16 protein-coding genes and 3 tRNA genes are annotated in these 17798 nt (G+C 68.4%); all 19 read left to right on the top strand.

Translation table 11 applies throughout. From position 1 onward, the window contains the following. The first annotated feature begins 30 nt into the window (after nucleotides 1–30). The 19 genes from EV382_RS22110 (at nucleotide 31) to rpoB (ending at nucleotide 17798) form a co-directional block, all read left to right on the top strand. On the top strand, nucleotides 31–246 hold the full coding sequence (locus EV382_RS22110; RefSeq protein WP_130404765.1) for a hypothetical protein: 216 nt from the start codon (nucleotides 31–33) through the stop codon (nucleotides 244–246). Between the two features lie 678 nt (nucleotides 247–924). Beyond that, nucleotides 925–1404, top strand: coding sequence for a hypothetical protein (locus EV382_RS22105; RefSeq protein ID WP_208758469.1), 480 nt, complete (start codon nucleotides 925–927; stop codon nucleotides 1402–1404). A gap of 380 nt (nucleotides 1405–1784) precedes the next feature. Next, nucleotides 1785–2975 carry an epoxide hydrolase family protein gene (locus EV382_RS22100; RefSeq protein ID WP_130404763.1) on the top strand — a complete coding sequence of 397 codons (1191 nt, stop codon included), beginning with the start codon at nucleotides 1785–1787 and terminating at the stop codon, nucleotides 2973–2975. Between the two features lie 772 nt (nucleotides 2976–3747). Then, complete coding sequence (locus EV382_RS22095) at nucleotides 3748–6297, top strand: putative bifunctional diguanylate cyclase/phosphodiesterase (protein WP_130404761.1); 2550 nt, start codon at nucleotides 3748–3750, stop codon at nucleotides 6295–6297. 93 nt (nucleotides 6298–6390) lie between these two features. After that, nucleotides 6391–6463: transfer RNA gene (locus tag EV382_RS22090), tRNA-Thr, on the top strand. Between the two features lie 24 nt (nucleotides 6464–6487). Continuing rightward, nucleotides 6488–6560: transfer RNA gene (locus tag EV382_RS22085), tRNA-Met, on the top strand. Between the two features lie 132 nt (nucleotides 6561–6692). Continuing rightward, on the top strand, nucleotides 6693–6860 hold the full coding sequence (gene rpmG / locus EV382_RS22080) for a 50S ribosomal protein L33 (protein ID WP_007073056.1): 168 nt from the start codon (nucleotides 6693–6695) through the stop codon (nucleotides 6858–6860). A 127-nt stretch (nucleotides 6861–6987) separates the two neighbouring features. Continuing rightward, a complete protein-coding gene (locus EV382_RS22075) occupies nucleotides 6988–7434 on the top strand; it encodes an FAS1-like dehydratase domain-containing protein (protein WP_130404759.1) in 447 nt (148 codons plus the stop codon). A gap of 1 nt (nucleotide 7435) precedes the next feature. Continuing rightward, complete coding sequence (locus EV382_RS22070; RefSeq protein WP_130404757.1) at nucleotides 7436–7828, top strand: MaoC family dehydratase; 393 nt, start codon at nucleotides 7436–7438, stop codon at nucleotides 7826–7828. Between the two features lie 129 nt (nucleotides 7829–7957). After that, nucleotides 7958–8030, top strand: a tRNA-Trp gene (locus EV382_RS22065). A gap of 213 nt (nucleotides 8031–8243) precedes the next feature. Continuing rightward, a complete protein-coding gene (secE, locus tag EV382_RS22060; RefSeq protein WP_130404755.1) occupies nucleotides 8244–8636 on the top strand; it encodes a preprotein translocase subunit SecE in 393 nt (130 codons plus the stop codon). 38 nt (nucleotides 8637–8674) lie between these two features. Then, on the top strand, nucleotides 8675–9397 hold the full coding sequence (gene nusG, locus EV382_RS22055; RefSeq protein WP_130404753.1) for a transcription termination/antitermination protein NusG: 723 nt from the start codon (nucleotides 8675–8677) through the stop codon (nucleotides 9395–9397). A gap of 186 nt (nucleotides 9398–9583) precedes the next feature. Then, the gene (rplK, locus tag EV382_RS22050) at nucleotides 9584–10015 is read left to right on the top strand and encodes a 50S ribosomal protein L11 (protein WP_130404751.1); all 432 of its coding nucleotides are present in this window, start codon (nucleotides 9584–9586) and stop codon (nucleotides 10013–10015) included. Between the two features lie 78 nt (nucleotides 10016–10093). Continuing rightward, a complete protein-coding gene (rplA, locus tag EV382_RS22045) occupies nucleotides 10094–10810 on the top strand; it encodes a 50S ribosomal protein L1 (RefSeq protein ID WP_130404749.1) in 717 nt (238 codons plus the stop codon). An 80-nt stretch (nucleotides 10811–10890) separates the two neighbouring features. Then, the gene (locus EV382_RS22040; RefSeq protein WP_130404747.1) at nucleotides 10891–11781 is read left to right on the top strand and encodes an ABC transporter ATP-binding protein; all 891 of its coding nucleotides are present in this window, start codon (nucleotides 10891–10893) and stop codon (nucleotides 11779–11781) included. After that, on the top strand, nucleotides 11778–12467 hold the full coding sequence (locus EV382_RS22035) for a hypothetical protein (RefSeq protein WP_130404745.1): 690 nt from the start codon (nucleotides 11778–11780) through the stop codon (nucleotides 12465–12467). Before EV382_RS22040 ends, EV382_RS22035 begins: the two co-directional genes overlap by 4 nt. Before the next feature lie 341 nt (nucleotides 12468–12808). Next, complete coding sequence (gene rplJ / locus EV382_RS22030; protein ID WP_030329872.1) at nucleotides 12809–13354, top strand: 50S ribosomal protein L10; 546 nt, start codon at nucleotides 12809–12811, stop codon at nucleotides 13352–13354. A 54-nt stretch (nucleotides 13355–13408) separates the two neighbouring features. Then, the gene (gene rplL / locus EV382_RS22025) at nucleotides 13409–13798 is read left to right on the top strand and encodes a 50S ribosomal protein L7/L12 (RefSeq protein ID WP_099848686.1); all 390 of its coding nucleotides are present in this window, start codon (nucleotides 13409–13411) and stop codon (nucleotides 13796–13798) included. A gap of 568 nt (nucleotides 13799–14366) precedes the next feature. After that, nucleotides 14367–17798 carry a DNA-directed RNA polymerase subunit beta gene (gene rpoB, locus EV382_RS22020; protein ID WP_130404743.1) on the top strand — a complete coding sequence of 1144 codons (3432 nt, stop codon included), beginning with the start codon at nucleotides 14367–14369 and terminating at the stop codon, nucleotides 17796–17798.

Genomic DNA, 17798 nt, shown 5'->3' with positions numbered 1-17798 from the left:
GGCTCTGGGGTGGCGGGCGAGAATGCCTAGGTGATTTACGAAGTGATGTTCAACCTGGCGGTAGCGGTGGCGCTGGGCTTGGTCGCCGTGCTCGCAGTGGTACGCCTGACCATGTGGTTCTTGCGGGCGATGAGACGAGGTGCGGCCTCGCTGCCGGGGGCGCTGAAGTCACTGACGGTCGAGCCGCCGCAGGGACGGGCCTTCAACGACTCCCGCGACGTGTGGCCGATGCCGAAGGACGACTGAGGCGCACTACATGTGGGCGTGGGCAGATGGTGGGCGACAGAGCAACAGCGTTCGCCTGACAGGAGAGAAGTAGCAGCTCAGGCCGCCTGCCAACGGCAAGATCACGGACGCCCTGTAAATCCGTCGCGAAAGCTTCAGAGGTTCGAATCCTCTACCCGCCACCAGGTGCAGAAAGAGGCCCCTGACCAGCGTGAACGCCGGTCAGGGGCCTCTTTTGTGAGCCTCACTCAGTACCGCTCCAGCCTGCTCGATCTCGCTGGCTGTGTCGCATGCGTGTCACCGGGAAGTTGGCTACCCGAGGTGCTGGAGCAGGGCCTGCCCCCGCCCTCAGCCCGGGCGAGGTGGCGCGGCTGCGCGGGGCCCGACCAGCCGGACCACCTCCACAGCCTGCGGCCGGGCCGGTGCAGGTCCAGCGTCGCGCGTCCAACAGCGGCGCCGTCATGATCTTCGGGCAGAAAGTCGCCCTCGGCCGCGTCCACGCCGGCAAGACCGTCACCATCCACGTCACAGACACCGAACTGGCCATCGCCTGCGACGACGGCACCCGCATCGTCCGGCGCACCACCGACCAGCCCCGTCCGCAACCTCAAGGCCAGCCGACCCCGCAAGAAGCATCGGGTCACGCCATGGACGACGACGACCAAGCATCGCCGCCGGGCGAGTGCTTCAATCTGCGGCGTGGAGGATCAGCGGACCTGGTTGCAGCAGCTGCCGACCGACGTCCGCGACCGCGCACGATCGTTGTTGGAGGCGCTGGACCAGCTCGGCTGCGACGACCCAGACGGATGGGCCCGCTCCGAAATCGAGGAGGACATCCCGCAGCTGGCCAGATACCGCCTCCTGCGCACACTCTGGCCGCAGATGATTGACGACTGGCGCAACGGCATTACCAACATCCCCGCTGCCCGACGGGCCCTCGAAGCGGGAGCAGGCCAGCAAGATCTCACCCAGCTAGCCCGAGCCGTGGCCTACGAAACGGTGTTCGCCATGCTCTGCCACCTCGCCGACGACGACCACCGCATCGGCCAACTCCCGTCCTGGGCTCTGATCGAGGTCAGCTCTGCCGGCGAGTCGACGGGACGGTGCCTCGATGGCCTCCACGAAGACCTCCTCACCCTCGACCCCTCCGGCCGCGAAGGCCAAGACCTCTGGAGCTGACAGCCACGACCCCGCAAGGCCGGCCTATTCATTTAGGTCAACTGACAAGCATGTGGTGGGACGGATCCGTCAAGCATCAGGTGGGACTAGACACGTGAGGGCGGCAGGTGCCAGCGGGACCTCCCGTTGACATGCTCTGTGCACGTCGCCCGGTGTCGTCTGTCTGGGTTCGCGACCGGCGGCTGTTCCTGTACGGCTATCGGTCGGCATTGCTGTTCACAGCGGCTGCCCGGGCCAGCTGGAACCTGCTCCCTGAAGAGGGATTACCGGTGATCGGATTCGCGTTTTGGGTCCGGGGGAGCTGGCCCGCTGTGAGACTGGGCGAGTGCGAGCACCGTCGGTGCTCTGGCGCGAGCCGACGCAACCTGGCGGTGGGGAAGATGCCGAACGACACCGAAATTCGTCCCTTCCGGCTCGACACGTCGGAGGACGCGCTCGCCGATCTGCGTCGCCGGATTGCGGCTACCCGCTGGCCCAGTCGCGAGTTGGTCACCGACCGCTCCCAGGGGGTGCAGTTGGCGACGATGCAGGAGGTGGCCCGCTACTGGGTGACCGACCACGACTGGCGTGCGTTCGAGACGAAGCTGAACGCGTTGCCGCAGTACACGACGAGCATCGACGGCGTCGAGATCCACTTCATTCACGTACGGTCGCAGCACGAGGACGCGCTGCCGCTGATCATGACGCACGGTTGGCCGGGTTCGGTCGTCGAGCTGCTCGGGGTGGTCGGTCCGCTCACCGACCCGACCGCGCACGGTGGCTCTCCGGAGGACGCCTTCCACCTGGTGCTGCCATCCCTGCCCGGCTATGGCTTTTCCGGAGAACCGACCGAGCCCGGCTGGGACTCCAACCGCATGGCGCGGGCCTGGGCGGTGCTGATGCAGCGTCTCGGCTACTCGCGCTACGTCGCACAGGGGGGCGATGTGGGCGCTGCCGTCACGGACGCGATGGGCCGCCAGGGGCCCGAAGGGCTGCTCGGCATCCACGTCAACCTGCTCGCCGGGGCGATCGGCATCAAGGACCAACTGCCTGCGGAGTCGGCGCAGGAGCGCGCGGCGCTCGACGCGCTGAACCTGTTTGCGAAGGACGGCTTCGGCTACTTCCTGGAGCAGTCCACTCGACCGCAGACGATCGGGTACTCCCTGCTGGATTCGCCGGTCGGGCTGGCTGCCTGGATGTTCGACCATGACACGGACAGCTACTACAAGATGTCCCGGGCGTTCGTCGACGGTGCGACGACGGGCGGCCTCACCCGCGAGTCCATCGTCGACAACGTCACCCTGTACTGGCTGACCGCCACCGGCGCCTCGTCCGCCCGGTGGTACTGGGAGCTGGGACGGTTCCAGGCGGCGGCCATGGCTTCCGGTCAGGCTCCGCCGCCGGTCGCCGTTCCGGTCGGTTTCACCACCTTCCCCGGCGAGATCTGGGCCGCTCCGCGCAGCTGGGCCGAGGCGGTCTACCCCGGCCTGACGTACTTCAACGAGGCGGACCGCGGCGGCCACTTCGCGGCCTGGGAGGAACCGGAGCTCTTCGCTGCCGAGGTGCGGGCCGCGTTCCGGCCGCTGCGGTAGGTCCGAGCCGGTAGGTCCGAGCCCTCGCCATCTGGCCCTGGACGCGGGCCGTGCGGGTCCGTTCACCGCCACCGCCCGAACACCGACGACCAGACGCCAGCGGGAAACGTATGGAGTCCGTCGATCCGTCGCGAAGGCTACAGAGACTCGAAGCGCCTGCCTGTGGCTGTGATAATCGAGAGGCTCCGATCCTATGGATCCCGGAGGATTGTTGTGTTCAACTGGTCACCGGTTGCGAACCCGTCCGGCCGGTGTCATCGCAGTGGGGGAGTTGCCTGCCGGCTTTGCACGGGAGGCGGGCTTTGGGCCTGGAAGCGGCATCCATGACGTAGATGCAAATTGCGGCTATAACTTGAACACGCATCATCTGCGCGCCTCACCCGGCGAGCCAACGACCTTGCTGGGCATCCGTCGTTGAAACCCTCGGGCCGACTGGTCGGGCCCGCGCTGCTCAACCGTCCGACCGCTTTGCGGGTTGCGCCTCGTGTGGCACCATCGTGGAATCTTGCCTTCCCGACACCCCTGCCATGAGGAGCACACGATGTCTGGTCAAAGGCTGGCCCGGCGGGTCGGCATGGTGGTTGCAGTGCTGGCTCTCGCGGTAGTGGCTGGCGGGGCTTCCGGCTTCGGGGAGTTCCAAGCTTTCGATTTCGTCTGGACAGCACCACTCCGCTAGGCCGAGGCAGGCGGCACCCACGCCACGGCTGACGGTGTCGCCAGCCTCGTTCACCGGCAGTGCATGATTCTGTCGCAGTGACCGGTAAGGAGTGGTATGGCCGACCGCCGGTCCGCGTCAGGCGGCTCTGGGTCTCCTAGCCGCCCGGCTCAGTACGCGTGGTTCATCACCGGGCCGCTGGCGTTCGCGGCCGCGATCTTCTCAACGATCATCGGGTTGGTCAGTCAGGACCACTTCCGGTCCTGGGGCCTCGCCGCAGTTCTGCTGGCTGTGATGGTGGTTGCCGGCCTGCCGATGCTCAACTTCGTCATCGGGCGGCAGTCCTTCGGCTCGCGGCTCACCGAGATTCCCCTCGTGGTGGCGTTCTTCTTCCTGCCTCCACTGATGGTGGTGGCGGCGTACACGCTCTCGACGCTGATCACCCATCTGCGTTACCGCTTCGGCCCGGCGAAGCTGGCCTTCAACGTCGCCAACGCCTCCGCCGCCGCATCGCTCGCCGGCCTCGTGCTGCTGGCGCTCCCGCCGGTGGACGGCAACGTCGGGCCACGGACGTGGGCTGTGCTCTTCGTCGCTGCCAGCACGATCCTCATCTCGACCTTGGCCGGTGTGGCGGGCGTCATCGCGATCATGCACGGGTGGCAGGCGGCACTGGGCGTGCTGCGCAACGCGTTGCCGCCCCTGCTGACCTCCGGTGTCAACATCGTCGTCGGGCTGGTCGTCCTGATCGCGGTGCACACAACCTGGTGGTCGTCGGTGCTGATCGTCGTGCTCGCGGCGGCGCTCGCGAAGGTCTACCGGTCGTACGAGCAGTTCTTCCGTCAGCACCGGACCCTCGGCGACATGTACGAACTCACCCAGGCGATGACCGCCAACGGGCAGAGCGGCAACCTCGCCGACGTCCTCCTCGGTCGGATCCGGGGGCTCATGCAGGCCGAGTACGCGACGCTGTGGCTGCCGGCGCAGGGGCGTCACCCGGAGGTGATGCTGACCGCGCGGGTCGACGACGCCGGCCTGCTGGACACGTCGCCGACGCCGGTGATCCTGCGTGAGGAGGCCCGACGTCAGCGCCGCAGTCTGGCGATGGGGGTCCGCCTCGGAGGCGAGGAGGGCCTGCGGGCGTCGCTGCACAACACCGGCGTGAAGGACATCATCGTTGTGCCGCTCTACTCCGGCCAGGCGGTGATCGGCACGCTGGAGGTGGTCAACCGGCTCAGCGACGTCGGGCACTTCACGTCCGGAGACATTCCCGTCTTCGAGACGGTCGCCGCGCACGCGGCCGTGGCCCTGGAGAATTCGCGACTGGTCGACCGGCTTCGGCACGATGCGCACCACGACACGTTGACCGGGCTGCCCAATCGTCGGCGGATCACCGGGGCACTGGATGAGTCGGTCAAGATCCGCGCGCCGGGTGAGGTGGTGGCGCTGCTGCTCTTCGACGTCGACGGCCTGCGGCAGGTCAACGAGTCGCTGGGGCACGCGGCCGGGGACAAGGTCCTCATCGAGGTCGCCACCCGGTTGCGGGCCAGCGCGCCGTCGTCGGCTCTGGTGGGCCGTGCCGGCGGGGACGAGTTTCTGGTGACGCTGCGGTTGGAGAGCGCCGAGGCCGCGCTTGAGCTGGCGGCCCAGCTGCGCGACCAGATCCGTGACGAGATGGTCTTCGACGCGCTCACCCTCGACGTGAACACCGCCGTCGGGGTGGCCGTACACCCGGATCATGGCAGCGACGCGGCGACCCTGCTGCTTCGGGTCGACCTCGCCGCCACGGCGGCCAAGTCGGTGCCGGGCAGCGTGCAGCTGTTCAACCCGGCGCTGGAGTCCCGTTCGCTGCGCCGGCTGGGCCTGGCCGGCGATCTGCGCCGAGCCCTGGACCAGGGCGAGCTGGAGGTCTACTTCCAGCCCAAGGTGACTCTGCGGGATCGGCGCCTGGTGGGTGTCGAGTGCCTGGCCCGGTGGGAGCACCCGGCGCACGGCACGGTCGCTCCGGAGGACTTCGTGGCGGTGGCCGAGCACACCGGCCAGTTGAGCCGGCTCACCGAGGTGGTGCTCCGCGAGGGTCTTCGCCGCAGTCGGGACTGGGCGCTGGCCGACCAGCCGCTGCCCATCGCGGTCAACCTCTCGGCCCGTACGCTCATCGATCAGCACTTCCCGGACCGGGTCCAGGAGTTGCTGGCCGAGTACAAGGTGCCGGCGCAGCGCCTCACCCTGGAGATCACCGAGTCGGGGGTGCTGGACGGCACGGACCGGCCGATCCCCACCCTGCAACGGTTGCGGGATCTTGGCGTACGGCTGTCGGTGGACGACTTCGGCACCGGCGACTCGTCCCTGGCGCACCTGCGGCGGCTGCCGGTGCACGAGGTGAAGGTGGACCGCTCCTTCGTGCAGGGCATGGCGACCGATCCGGGGGACCTGGCGATCGTCAACGCGGTGGTGACTCTCTCCCAGCAGTTCGGCTTGGCCGTGGTGGCCGAGGGGGTGGAGAGCGAGCTGACCCTGGAGCTTCTCCAGGACATCGGCTGTGAGATCGGGCAGGGCTTCCTGTTCAGCAGGCCGCTGCCGTACGAGCGGTTGGCGGCCTGGTTCGGTGCGCAGGTGGAGCCGGAAACAATCTCCAACGGGGAGTTGCCGCGCCTTCGTGTCGTGCCCTGAGCAGGGCACGGACGATCACGGGGGATCCGATTTCACCTGTCGAGCCGGGCCGTGTACTCTTACTCCTGCGCGCCCCACGGGGAGATCGCGCAGGCCCCCTTAGCTCAGTCGGCAGAGCGTCTCCATGGTAAGGAGAAGGTCTACGGTTCGATTCCGTAAGGGGGCTCGAGGGTTCAGCTGGACCCATCGCAGCGGTGTAGCTCAGATGGTAGAGCAAGCGGCTCATAATCGCTGTGTCGCCGGTTCAAGTCCGGCCACCGCTACTCTCGTCTTCCGGGCTAGTTGCCGGTGGTCGTAAGAATGGGCGCTTCTGGCGCCCACTTTGCATGTCCGCGCTGTCAGCGTCTAGGCTGGCGCGTCGTAGTTGTTTCCGTTAGCGAGGAAGGCACTCCGCCGTGGCGAAGGCTACCGATGTCCGGCCGAAGATCACTTTGGCGTGTGTGGAGTGCAAGGAGCGCAACTACATCACGCGCAAGAACCGGCGCAACGACCCCGACCGCATCGAGCTGAAGAAGTTCTGCCCGCGTGATGGTCGGCACACGGTCCACCGCGAGACCCGCTGATCGCTGGCCGGCCTTTCGGGCCGGCCGCTGTCGAAGCTTTCCTATCGCCGATCTGACCGGTTTGGTGCGGCTCCGCCGCCACCTACCGGTCGGGTCGGCGATAGGGCTTTCCGTGTAGGTTCGCGGCATGCCTCTGGACCCTTCTTTCGTCGGCCGGACCTATCCGCCGACCGCCCCCTACCTGGTGGGCCGAGAAAAGATCCGCGAGTTCGCCAGCGCCATCGGCGCCACCGACGCGGCCCACCATGACCCGGCGGCCGCGCAGGCGCTGGGCCACCCCGACGTGGTGGCCCCGCCGACGTTCCCGGTGATCGTGACGATGGCCGCGAGCCGCCAGATCATCGAGGACCCGGCCCTGGGTGTCGACTACAGCCGTCTGGTCCATGGCGACCAGCGGTTCGCGTACACCCGGCCGGTGGTCGCAGGCGACGAGCTGGTCTGCACCAACACCATCGAGGACGTCAGCACCCGGGGTGGGCACGGCTTCCTGACCACGCGCACCGACGTGAGCACCGTCGGCGGGGAACCTGTGGTCGCGGTCTGGGCCAGGTATGTCATCCGTGGGGAGGCGTGAGATGGAGTTGCCAGCACAGACGTTTCAGGTGACCCGGGCGGACCTGATCCGCTACGCCGGGGCCTCGGGCGACTTCAACCCGATCCACTGGAGCGACCGGGTCGCCACCAAGGTGGGTCTGCCCGGGGTGATCGCCCACGGCATGTTCACCATGGCGCTGGTGGGGCGGGCGGTGACCGAGTGGGCCGGGTCGCCGGACGCGGTGGTCGAGTACGGCGTGCGTTTCACCCGGCCGGTGGTGGTCCCGGACGACGACCAGGGCACCGAGATCGAGGTCACCGCGCGGGTGCGGGAGGTGACCGAGGACGGTCTCACCCGACTCGAGGTGACCGCCACCTGTCTGGGTGAGAAGGTGCTGTCGCAGGCGCGGGCGACCATCCGGACGGCGCGCTGAACCGAGCCCGCCACGCGTGGCGGAGAGACCGGTTGGGAAAGTCGGGCGGCTACCCGTACACTGGTCCGCCGTGGGGCAAGTGACCCCTGCTCGGTCGTCTGTGGCCGCGTGGGGCGAGTGTTGCCGCATAGGGGTGTAGCTCAATTGGCAGAGCAGCGGTCTCCAAAACCGCAGGCTGCAGGTTCAAGTCCTGTCACCCCTGCGCCTCAGGCCTGACCGTTCCCGTGGGTCGCGCCGCCAGCTTGGCGGCGTCCGGCCCGTGGTGGTGGCATCGGCGGGGTGGTTCCGAGGCAATCGGGCCCTCCGGGTGATCCGCCGGCCGCGGCCCGTCGCGGGACGGTTGGGTCCGGCCGGCGTGACCAGCGCCGCGTACGCCGCTCGGCGTGCGACCCAAGATTCCGCGACGGAGGGCGAAGTGGCCGACAACAAGCGGCACGGCGAGGACGCCGGCGACGATCGTCTGGACGACGAGGTCGTCGACGAGGTAGCCGACGACGACGCCTCCAGCGCGGACGAGCCGGTTTCCCGGGGAGGCACCGCCACGCGGTCCCGTGCCCGGGCGGAGTCGGCGGACAGCCGGCCGACCACCCGGTCGGAAACGGGTCGGGTGGGCGTCTTCGGCCGCATCGCCCGGTTCTTCCGCGAGGTCGTAGCCGAACTGCGTAAGGTCATCTGGCCGACCCGCAAGGAGTTGCTGACCTACACCGCCGTGGTGGTGGCGTTCGTCGCGGTGATGCTGACGATCGTGGGTGTGCTGGACTTCGGCTTCGCCAAGGTCGTGTTGTTTGTCTTTGGCAACTCGGACTGACCGGCTGCCTCCAGCCATAGTGACGGAAGTGAGCGAGCGTGCCTGAGTACGACGAGACCGCCGGACCGGTGGACGATCAGTCCACGGTCGCGACGGCGGCTGGTGACGAGTCGGTTGAGGCCGCCAGCGAGCCGGAGTTCGCAACGACCGAGCCCGCACCGGACGAGGACTACGACCCCGTCGCGGAGCTGAGGCAGAAGCTGCGCTACGCGCCGGGTGACTGGTACGTGGTGCACTCGTACGCCGGCTACGAGAACAAGGTCAAGACCAACCTCGAGACCCGGATCACGAGCCTCGACATGGAAGACTTCATCTACCAGGTCGAGGTGCCGACCCGGGAAGAGGTCGAGGTCAAGAACGGTAAGCGTTCGCAGATCCAGGCCAAGGTCTTCCCGGGCTACATCCTGGTCCGGATGGAGCTGACCGCCGAGTCCTACTCCTGCGTCCGGAACACCCCGGGTGTGACCGGCTTCGTCGGTGCGACCGACCGGGCCGACCGGCCCGCCCCGCTCTCGCTCGACGAGGTGCTGAAGTGGCTGGCGCCGGCCGTGGAGACCGAGCAGAAGAAGGCGAAGCCGGAGATCAAGGTCCTCGACTTCGAGGTGGGCGACTCCGTCACCGTCACCGACGGTGCGTTCGCCTCGCTGCCGGCCACGATCAGCGAGATCAACGCCGACCAGCAGAAGCTCAAGGTGCTGGTGTCGATCTTCGGTCGCGAGACTCCGGTGGAGCTCAACTTCAACCAGGTCGCCAAGATCTGATTGGTCGTCGGCGGCGGGTCCGACCCGCCGCCGACGTCGGCGTACGCGCTCTCGCTCGACCTCGGCGGACGAGTGGGCTGCGGCCTGCGCTACTCTTGAATGTCGCCGCTGTCGCACCGCGCTGACCGTGCGCGCCCGAGGGCGGCGACAGCCGCTTTTTCCCAGCTCCAAGCCCCAGGAAGTGACATGCCTCCGAAGAAGAAGCTCGTCAAGACGTTCACGCTTCAGCTGCCGGCGGGCCAGGCCACGCCGGCGCCGCCGGTCGGCCCCGCGCTCGGCCAGCACGGCGTGAACATCATGGAGTTCTGCAAGTCCTACAACGCGCAGACCGAGTCTCAGCGGGGCGACATCGTCCCGGCCGAGATCAGCGTGTACGAGGACCGGTCCTTCACGTTCGTCCTGAAGACCCCGCCCGCTGCCCGGCTGCTGATCAAGGCCGCCGGCGTGCAGAAGGGTTCGGGTGTTCCGCAGGCCGAGAAGGTCGGCTCGGTCAGCCGCGCTCAGCTGCGTGAGATCGCCGAGAAGAAGATGGCCGACCTCAACGCCAACAGCCTCGACCAGGCCGAGAAGATCATCGCCGGCACCGCCCGGTCGATGGGCATCACCGTCAACGACTGACGTCGGTCCCGACCTTCGTTCCGACCGTGGGAGGGCTCGCGCCGAGCGGCCCGCCAGAGACCACAGGAGTAATCAGCAATGCAGCGCAGCAAGAGCTACCGCAAGGCCGCCGATGTCATCGACCGGTCGAAGCTCTACACCCCCACCGAGGCCGTGAAGCTGGCCAAGGAGACCACCAACGTCAAGTTCGACGCCACGGTCGAGGTCGCCATGCGCCTCGGCGTCGACCCCCGCAAGGCGGACCAGATGGTCCGCGGCACGGTCAACCTGCCGCACGGCACCGGTAAGACCGCCCGCGTGATCGTGTTCGCCAGCGGCGCGAAGGCCGAAGAGGCTGCCGCCGCGGGTGCGGACGAGGTGGGCACCGATGAGCTGGTCGCCCGGATCCAGGGTGGTTGGCTCGACTTCGACGCGGCGATCGCCACGCCGGACCAGATGGCCAAGATCGGCCGGATCGCGCGGATCCTGGGCCCGCGCGGTCTCATGCCGAACCCGAAGACCGGCACGGTGACCATGGACGTCACCAAGGCGGTGCAGGACATCAAGGGCGGCAAGATCACCTTCCGGGTGGACAAGCACTCCAACCTGCACCTGATCATCGGCAAGGCCTCCTTCACCGAGGGCCAGCTGGTGGACAACTACGCCGCGGTGCTCGACGAGGTGCTGCGGGCCAAGCCGTCCGCGGCCAAGGGCAAGTACCTCCGCAAGGTCATCCTGACCACCACGATGGGCCCGGGTGTCCCGGTCGACCCGAACCTGGTGAAGAACCTTCGGGAGGACCAGGCCGACGCCTGAGTCGACAGTTCGCCTCGCAGGGGCGCCGCCACGACTGTGGCGGCGCCCCTGCGCGTTCGAGGTGTGGCAGGCTCGGACCCATGCGACTGGAGAACGTCTGGTTGCGGTACCACCGGCGGGGGCCGTGGGTGCTGCACGGCGTCGATGTGCGGATCGGTCCCGGCGAGGTGGCGATCGTGCTGGGCCGCAACGGGGTGGGCAAGTCAACGCTGCTCCAGGTGGCCGCGGGGGTTCTCTGGCCGGGCCGGGGCCGGGTCACCGACCGGCCGGCGCGGGTGGGCTGGGTGCCGGAGCGGTTCCCCGCTGACCAGCCGTTCACGGTGACCCGCTACCTGACCGGGATGGCCCGGGTGGCGGGGCTGGGCCGGGCTGCGGCCGACGAGGCGGTCTCCTCCTGGACCGACCGGCTCGGGCTGTCCGCCTTCCGCTCGGTCCGGTTGCCTGAGCTGTCCAAGGGCACCGCGCAGAAGGTCGGCCTCGCTCAGGCGATGCTGCGCCCGCCCGGCCTGCTGGTGCTCGACGAGCCGTGGGAGGGGTTGGACGCCGCTACCCGCGAGTTGGTGCCCGAGTTGATCGACGAGGTGCTCGCCGCGAACGGGTCCGTCCTGGTCAGCGACCACCGTGGCGAGACGGTCCGGTTGCCGGGCGCGCGCCGCTGGTTGGTGGCCGACGGCACGCTCTCCGAGGAGACGCCGTCGACGGACGAGACGATCGCGGTGGTCGAGGTCGCGGTGCCGGCCGCGCGGGTCGCCGGCACCGTCGCCCGGTTGCGCGCCGAGGGCCACCAGGTGCTGCGGGTACGCGCCGACGCCTCCACCGTCGCATCTCAGGCGCGACCCGCCGAGCCGCTCCGGGTGGCCGGTGCTGCCCGACCCGCCGAGCCGTCGCTCGGGGTGGCCGGGGAGTTGGCGGCGGAGCAGCCGGAGGGCACCGACCCGGTGCTCGGGCCGGCGGCGGGGGAGGCCCGGTGAGCGCGCTGATCCGGATGCGGTTGGCCGGTTTCCTGCGCACCGGTCGGGCGGTGGCGCCGTTGCTGGCCGGCTTGATCGCGCTCGGCACCCTCTACGGCGGCGGCCGGGCCCAGCCGGCGGAGGCGTACGGCGTCTCCGCGGTGGTGCTCTTCCCGGTGCTCGCCTGGCAGACCAAGATCTTGTTGGACGTCGAGCCGGACGTGCAGCGTCGGTTGGCGCAGGTGACGCTCGGGGTGGCGCGGGAGCGGCTGGCCGGGCTGTTCGCCGCCGGAGTGGCGGCGCTGGTGACGGTGGCCATCGCGCTGCTCTTTCCGTGGTTGGTGGGCGGGGTGACCGGTCCGGTCGACCCGGGGGACCGGTCGATTCCGGTCGGGCTCGCGCTGGGTGCGTGGGTGCACCTGCTGGTCGTACCGGCGGCGGTTGCTCTTGGGGCGTTGGCGAGCCGGGCGTCGGTGGGTGGCGCCGGGTACGGCGTCGCGGTGTTGGCCCTGGGCGGAGTCGGCGCGGTGGTGTTCGGCCTGTCCGGTTCGGTGGTCCCCTGGCTGGCGCCGCCGATCATGGCCGCCGCTCGTGCCACGGGCGGGGAGGCCGCCGCGCTGACCCTGCTGGGGCTGAGCGGGTGGGCGCTGGCCTGGAGCGCTGCGGTCGCCGGCGGTTACCTGTGGCGGCGGCGCGCCCAGGGCTGACCGGCGCTGGCGGTGGTGGCGCGGCTCACAGGGCGCGATTTGGTGCTGGTGGCCGGGGCGCGTACTCTTCACACCGTCATCCGTGTTCTCATGGATGAGGAACCACCCAGAGACCGCTGGTCACCGTGCTTCGGCATGGTCGAAGGTCCCGCGACAACGGGCGACCCGCGTAGGGCGGCAAGCGTAACTCGGCAGTGAACCTGGTCCGCCGACCATGGTGATCCACCGGCCCTCGCCCCGTGCGCCCTGCGCCGGGGCTTTTTCGTTGTCGCGCTGCCTCCGCCCCCGTTCCGGCTTCGGCCAAGACGGGGACCAGCCTCGACTAACGAGAGAGGAGGGACATGGCGGACAAGCCGATCCGGGCCGACAAGGCCACGGCCGTCGCTGAGCTGACCGAAAGCTTCCGTAGCTCGGGCGCCACCGTGCTGACCGAGTACCGCGGTCTGACGGTTTCCCAGCTCACCCAGCTTCGGCGCTCGCTCGGCGCCGATACCAGCTACACGGTCGCGAAGAACACGCTGGCTAAGCGTGCCGCGACGGACGCGGGCATCACCGGCCTCGACGAGCTGTTCACCGGTCCTACCGCGCTGACTTTCGTTTCGGGCGACGTCGTCGAGGCGGCGAAGGGGCTTCGCGACTTCGCGAAGGCCAACCCGAAGCTCGTCATCAAGGGCGGTGTCTTCGAGGGCAAGGCCATTTCCGCGGCCGAGGTCACGAAGCTCGCCGACCTGGAGTCCCGCGAGGTGCTGCTGGCCAAGCTGGCCGGCGCGATGAAGGGCAACCTGAGCAAGGCCGCGGCCCTGTTCCAGGCCCCGCTGTCGAAGACCGCCCGTCTGGCGGCTGCACTGCAGGACAAGCGCGAGAAGGAGGGCGCCGAGGCGGCCTGAGGCCCCCACGGCGCACCAGTTCTTACTTAACAGAATCAGGAAAGGACGCCAGATATGGCGAAGCTCAGCACCGTCGAGCTGCTCGACGCGTTCAAGGAGATGACGCTGATCGAGCTCTCTGAGTTCGTGAAGCAGTTCGAGGAGACCTTCGAGGTCACCGCCGCTGCTCCGGTCGCGGTTGCCGCTGCCGGCGGTGGCGCCGGTGGCGCTGCTGCCCCGGCCGAGGAGGAGAAGGACGAGTTCGACGTCATCCTCGAGGCTGACGGCGGCAAGAAGATCCAGGTCATCAAGGTCGTGCGTGAGCTGACCGGCCTGGGCCTCAAGGAGGCCAAGGACGCGGTCGAGTCCGCGCCGAAGGCCATCCTGGAGAAGGTCAACAAGGAGACCGCCGACAAGGCGAAGGCCAAGCTCGAGGGTGAGGGCGCCAAGGTCACCCTCAAGTGACCTGACGTTCCACCAACGCGTACCCGGCTCATGAGCCGGGACACCAACGCGTCGCGGCGGGCGGTGATCCGACACGGATCGCCGCCCGCCGTATTGGTGGAGTTGGCTCCGATCGGCCTGAGCTGGCCTCCGACCAGCGACTCTGTCGACCGGATCGAGGGCGGTGGGTCGCTCCTCCGGGGGAAACACGGAGCGAGGCGAATACCGGCCCTTGACGCGGCCCGGGGCTGCCAGGCACGCTGACACCAGCAAGACACCGCGCTTGCGACGGCCACGACGTGGGTATGACAGCGGCGGCACCATCAGCCGCGGTAACCCGAGCGGCCCAGTGGGGAGTTGCGTTCTGAGCGGCCCGGCAGACCCCGGTTGACGGGGGCCGAGGCGCGCTCCGCAAACTACCTGCGGGGTGGGCTGGACAGCGGTTAGCCTCTCGGCTACACTGCTAGTTTGCGCTGCCTTCCGACTTGACCCCTGCTCGGAAATGTCCGTTTACGGATATTTCTGGTGGGGTCATTGGAGTGCACGCGTACCAGCCGTTCTGCAGCACCGGTCCTCGGAAGGACGCATCTTGGCAGCTTCCCGCCCTGCGAAGACCAGTCGTACGTCGAGCGCATTCGCTCCCCGCCGAGTTTCATTCGGCAGGATCACCGAACACCTCGAGGTCCCCAACCTCCTTGCCATCCAGAACGAGTCCTTCGACTGGCTCGTCGGCAACGAGGCTTGGCAGGGCCGGTCGGCGGACGACCCGCACGCACGATCGGGTCTCGCGGAGATCCTTGAAGAGATCAGTCCCATTGAGGACTTCTCCGGCACCATGTCGCTCTCCTTCTCAGCGCCGCGCTTCGACGAGGTCAAGGCCTCGATCGAGGAGTGCAAGGAGAAGGACCTGACCTACTGCGCTCCGCTCTTCGTGACCGCGGAGTTCACCAACAACACCACTGGCGAGATCAAGAGCCAGACGGTGTTCATGGGTGACTTCCCGATGATGACGCCCAAGGGCACCTTCGTCATCAACGGCACCGAGCGCGTCGTGGTCAGCCAGCTCGTCCGGTCTCCGGGCGTGTACTTCGACAAGCAGCCGGACAAGACCTCCGACCGCGACCTCTCCAGCGTCAAGGTCATCCCGAGTCGGGGTGCCTGGCTGGAGTTCGACATCGACAAGCGCGACACGGTCGGCGTACGCATCGACCGTAAGCGTCGGCAGGCCGTCACCGTCCTGCTCAAGGCCATCGGATGGTCGGCCGAGCGGATCCGTGAGCGGTTCGGCTGGTCCGAGCTGATGATGACCACGCTCGAGAAGGACCACATCGCCGGCGCCGATGAGGCGCTGCTCGACATCTACCGCAAGCTGCGCCCTGGCGAGCCGCCGACGCGCGAGAACGCCCAGACCCTGCTCGACAACCTCTTCTTCAACCCGAAGAGGTACGACGTCGCCAAGGTCGGGCGCTACAAGTTCAACAAGAAGCTCGAAGTCGACGTGCCGATCACCACCGGCACGCTGACCGAGGACGACATCGTCGCCACCGTGGAGTACCTGTGCCGGCTGCACGCCGGTGAGGACGGCTACGAGGCCGACGACATCGACCACTTCGGCAACCGGCGCCTCCGTACCGTGGGCGAGCTGATCCAGAACCAGGTTCGGGTCGGCCTGTCCCGGATGGAGCGGGTCGTCCGTGAGCGGATGACCACGCAGGACGTCGAGGCGATCACCCCGCAGACCCTGATCAACATCCGCCCGGTGGTGGCGGCGATCAAGGAGTTCTTCGGGACGTCCCAGCTGTCCCAGTTCATGGACCAGACCAACCCGCTGGCGGGCCTGACCCACCGGCGTCGGCTGAGTGCGCTCGGCCCGGGTGGTCTGTCCCGGGAGCGGGCCGGCTTCGAGGTCCGCGACGTGCACCCGTCCCACTACGGCCGGATGTGCCCGATCGAGACGCCGGAAGGCCCGAACATCGGCCTGATCGGCGCGCTGTCCACCTTCGCCCGGGTCAACCCGTTCGGCTTCATCGAGACGCCGTACCGGAAGGTCGTCGACGGTCGGGTCACCGACCAGATCGACTACCTGACCGCAGACGAGGAGGACCGGTTCGTCAAGGCCCAGGCCAACGCGCGCCTGAAGGCGGACGGCACGTTCGCCGAGGACCGGGTGCTCTGCCGTCGTAAGGGCGGCGAGACCGAGGACGTCGTCCCCGCCGCCGTCGACTACATGGACGTCTCGCCCCGGCAGATGACCTCGGTCGCGACCGCGATGATTCCGTTCCTCGAGCACGACGACGCCAACCGGGCACTGATGGGCGCGAACATGCAGCGCCAGGCGGTGCCGCTGGTCAAGGCCGAGGCGCCGCTCGTGGGTACGGGCATGGAGTACCGGGCCGCGGTCGACGCTGGCGACGTGGTGGTCGCCGAGGTCGGCGGTGTGATCGAGGATCTCTGCGCCGACTACGTCACCATCCACCAGGATGACGGCCACCGCCGGACGTACCTGCTGCACAAGTTCCGCCGCTCCAACGCCGGCTCCTGCGTCAACCAGAAGCCGGTCGTCTTCGAGGGCGACCGCGTCGAGGCCGGTCAGGTCATCGCCGACGGTCCGTGCACCGACGAGGGCGAGATGGCGCTCGGACGCAACCTGCTGGTGGCGTTCATGTGCTGGGAGGGCCACAACTACGAGGACGCGATCATCCTGTCGCAGCGCCTCGTGCAGCAGGACGTGCTCACCTCGATCCACATCGAGGAGCACGAGGTCGACGCTCGGGACACCAAGCTCGGTCCGGAGGAGATCACCCGCGACATCCCGAACGTCAGCGAGGAAATGCTCGCTGACCTCGACGAGCGCGGCATCATCCGGATCGGTGCCGAGGTCGTCCCCGGTGACATCCTGGTCGGCAAGGTCACGCCCAAGGGTGAGACCGAGCTGACCCCGGAGGAGCGGCTGCTCCGCGCGATCTTCGGTGAGAAGGCGCGTGAGGTTCGGGACACCTCGCTGAAGGTGCCGCACGGCGAGACCGGCACGGTCATCGGTGTGCGTACCTTCTCCCGCGAGGACGGCGACGAGTTGCCGCCGGGCGTCAACGAGCTGGTCCGGGTCTACGTCGCCCAGAAGCGCAAGATCCAGGACGGCGACAAGCTCGCCGGCCGGCACGGCAACAAGGGCGTCATCTCGAAGATCCTGCCGGTCGAGGACATGCCGTTCCTGGAGGACGGCACCCCGGTCGACATCGTGCTCAACCCGCTCGGTGTGCCGAGCCGGATGAACATCGGTCAGGTTCTGGAGACCCACCTCGGTTGGGTCGCCAAGACCGGTTGGAAGGTCGAGGGCGACGACGCCGAGTGGAAGCGCCAGCTCCGCTCGATCGACGCGCACGAGTCCGAGGGGGACACCAACGTGGCCACCCCGGTCTTCGACGGTGCCCGCGAGGAGGAGATCTCCGGTCTGCTCGAGTCGACCCTGCCCAACCGGGACGGCAAGCAGCTGATCGGTCGTACCGGCAAGGCGCAGCTGTTCGACGGTCGTTCCGGTGAGCCGCTGCCGGACCCGATCGCGGTCGGCTACGTCTACATCCTGAAGCTCAACCACCTGGTCGACGACAAGATCCACGCTCGGTCGACCGGCCCGTACTCGATGATCACGCAGCAGCCGCTGGGTGGTAAGGCGCAGTTCGGTGGTCAGCGTTTCGGTGAGATGGAGTGCTGGGCGATGCAGGCGTACGGCGCTGCCTACGCCCTGCAGGAGCTGCTCACGATCAAGTCCGACGACGTGCTCGGCCGGGTGAAGGTCTACGAGGCCATCGTCAAGGGCGAGAACATCCCGGAGCCGGGCATCCCGGAGTCGTTCAAGGTGCTGCTCAAGGAGCTGCAGTCGCTGTGCCTCAATGTTGAGGTGCTCTCCAGCGACGGTGTGGCCCTGGAGATGCGCGAGACCGACGACGAGGTGTTCCGGGCCGCTGAGGAGCTGGGCATCGACCTGTCCCGGCGCGAGCCGAGCTCGGTCGAAGAGGTCTGA

The organism is Micromonospora violae, from assembly GCF_004217135.1.
Lineage (GTDB): Bacteria > Actinomycetota > Actinomycetes > Mycobacteriales > Micromonosporaceae > Micromonospora > Micromonospora violae.
This window is presented reverse-complemented; position numbering and strand designations above follow the sequence as displayed.

What these genes read in the sequence shown, in the direction of transcription:
- EV382_RS22100 (WP_130404763.1), top strand. Translation starts at nt 1,785, where the DNA reads ATGCCGAACGACACCGAAATTCGTCCCTTCCGGCTCGACACGTCGGAG.
- EV382_RS22040 (WP_130404747.1), top strand. Translation starts at nt 10,891, where the DNA reads ATGCGACTGGAGAACGTCTGGTTGCGGTACCACCGGCGGGGGCCGTGG.
- rplA (WP_130404749.1), top strand. Translation starts at nt 10,094, where the DNA reads ATGCAGCGCAGCAAGAGCTACCGCAAGGCCGCCGATGTCATCGACCGG.
- EV382_RS22070 (WP_130404757.1), top strand. Translation starts at nt 7,436, where the DNA reads ATGGAGTTGCCAGCACAGACGTTTCAGGTGACCCGGGCGGACCTGATC.
- rplK (WP_130404751.1), top strand. Translation starts at nt 9,584, where the DNA reads ATGCCTCCGAAGAAGAAGCTCGTCAAGACGTTCACGCTTCAGCTGCCG.
- rplJ (WP_030329872.1), top strand. Translation starts at nt 12,809, where the DNA reads ATGGCGGACAAGCCGATCCGGGCCGACAAGGCCACGGCCGTCGCTGAG.
- EV382_RS22075 (WP_130404759.1), top strand. Translation starts at nt 6,988, where the DNA reads ATGCCTCTGGACCCTTCTTTCGTCGGCCGGACCTATCCGCCGACCGCC.
- EV382_RS22095 (WP_130404761.1), top strand. Translation starts at nt 3,748, where the DNA reads ATGGCCGACCGCCGGTCCGCGTCAGGCGGCTCTGGGTCTCCTAGCCGC.
- rplL (WP_099848686.1), top strand. Translation starts at nt 13,409, where the DNA reads ATGGCGAAGCTCAGCACCGTCGAGCTGCTCGACGCGTTCAAGGAGATG.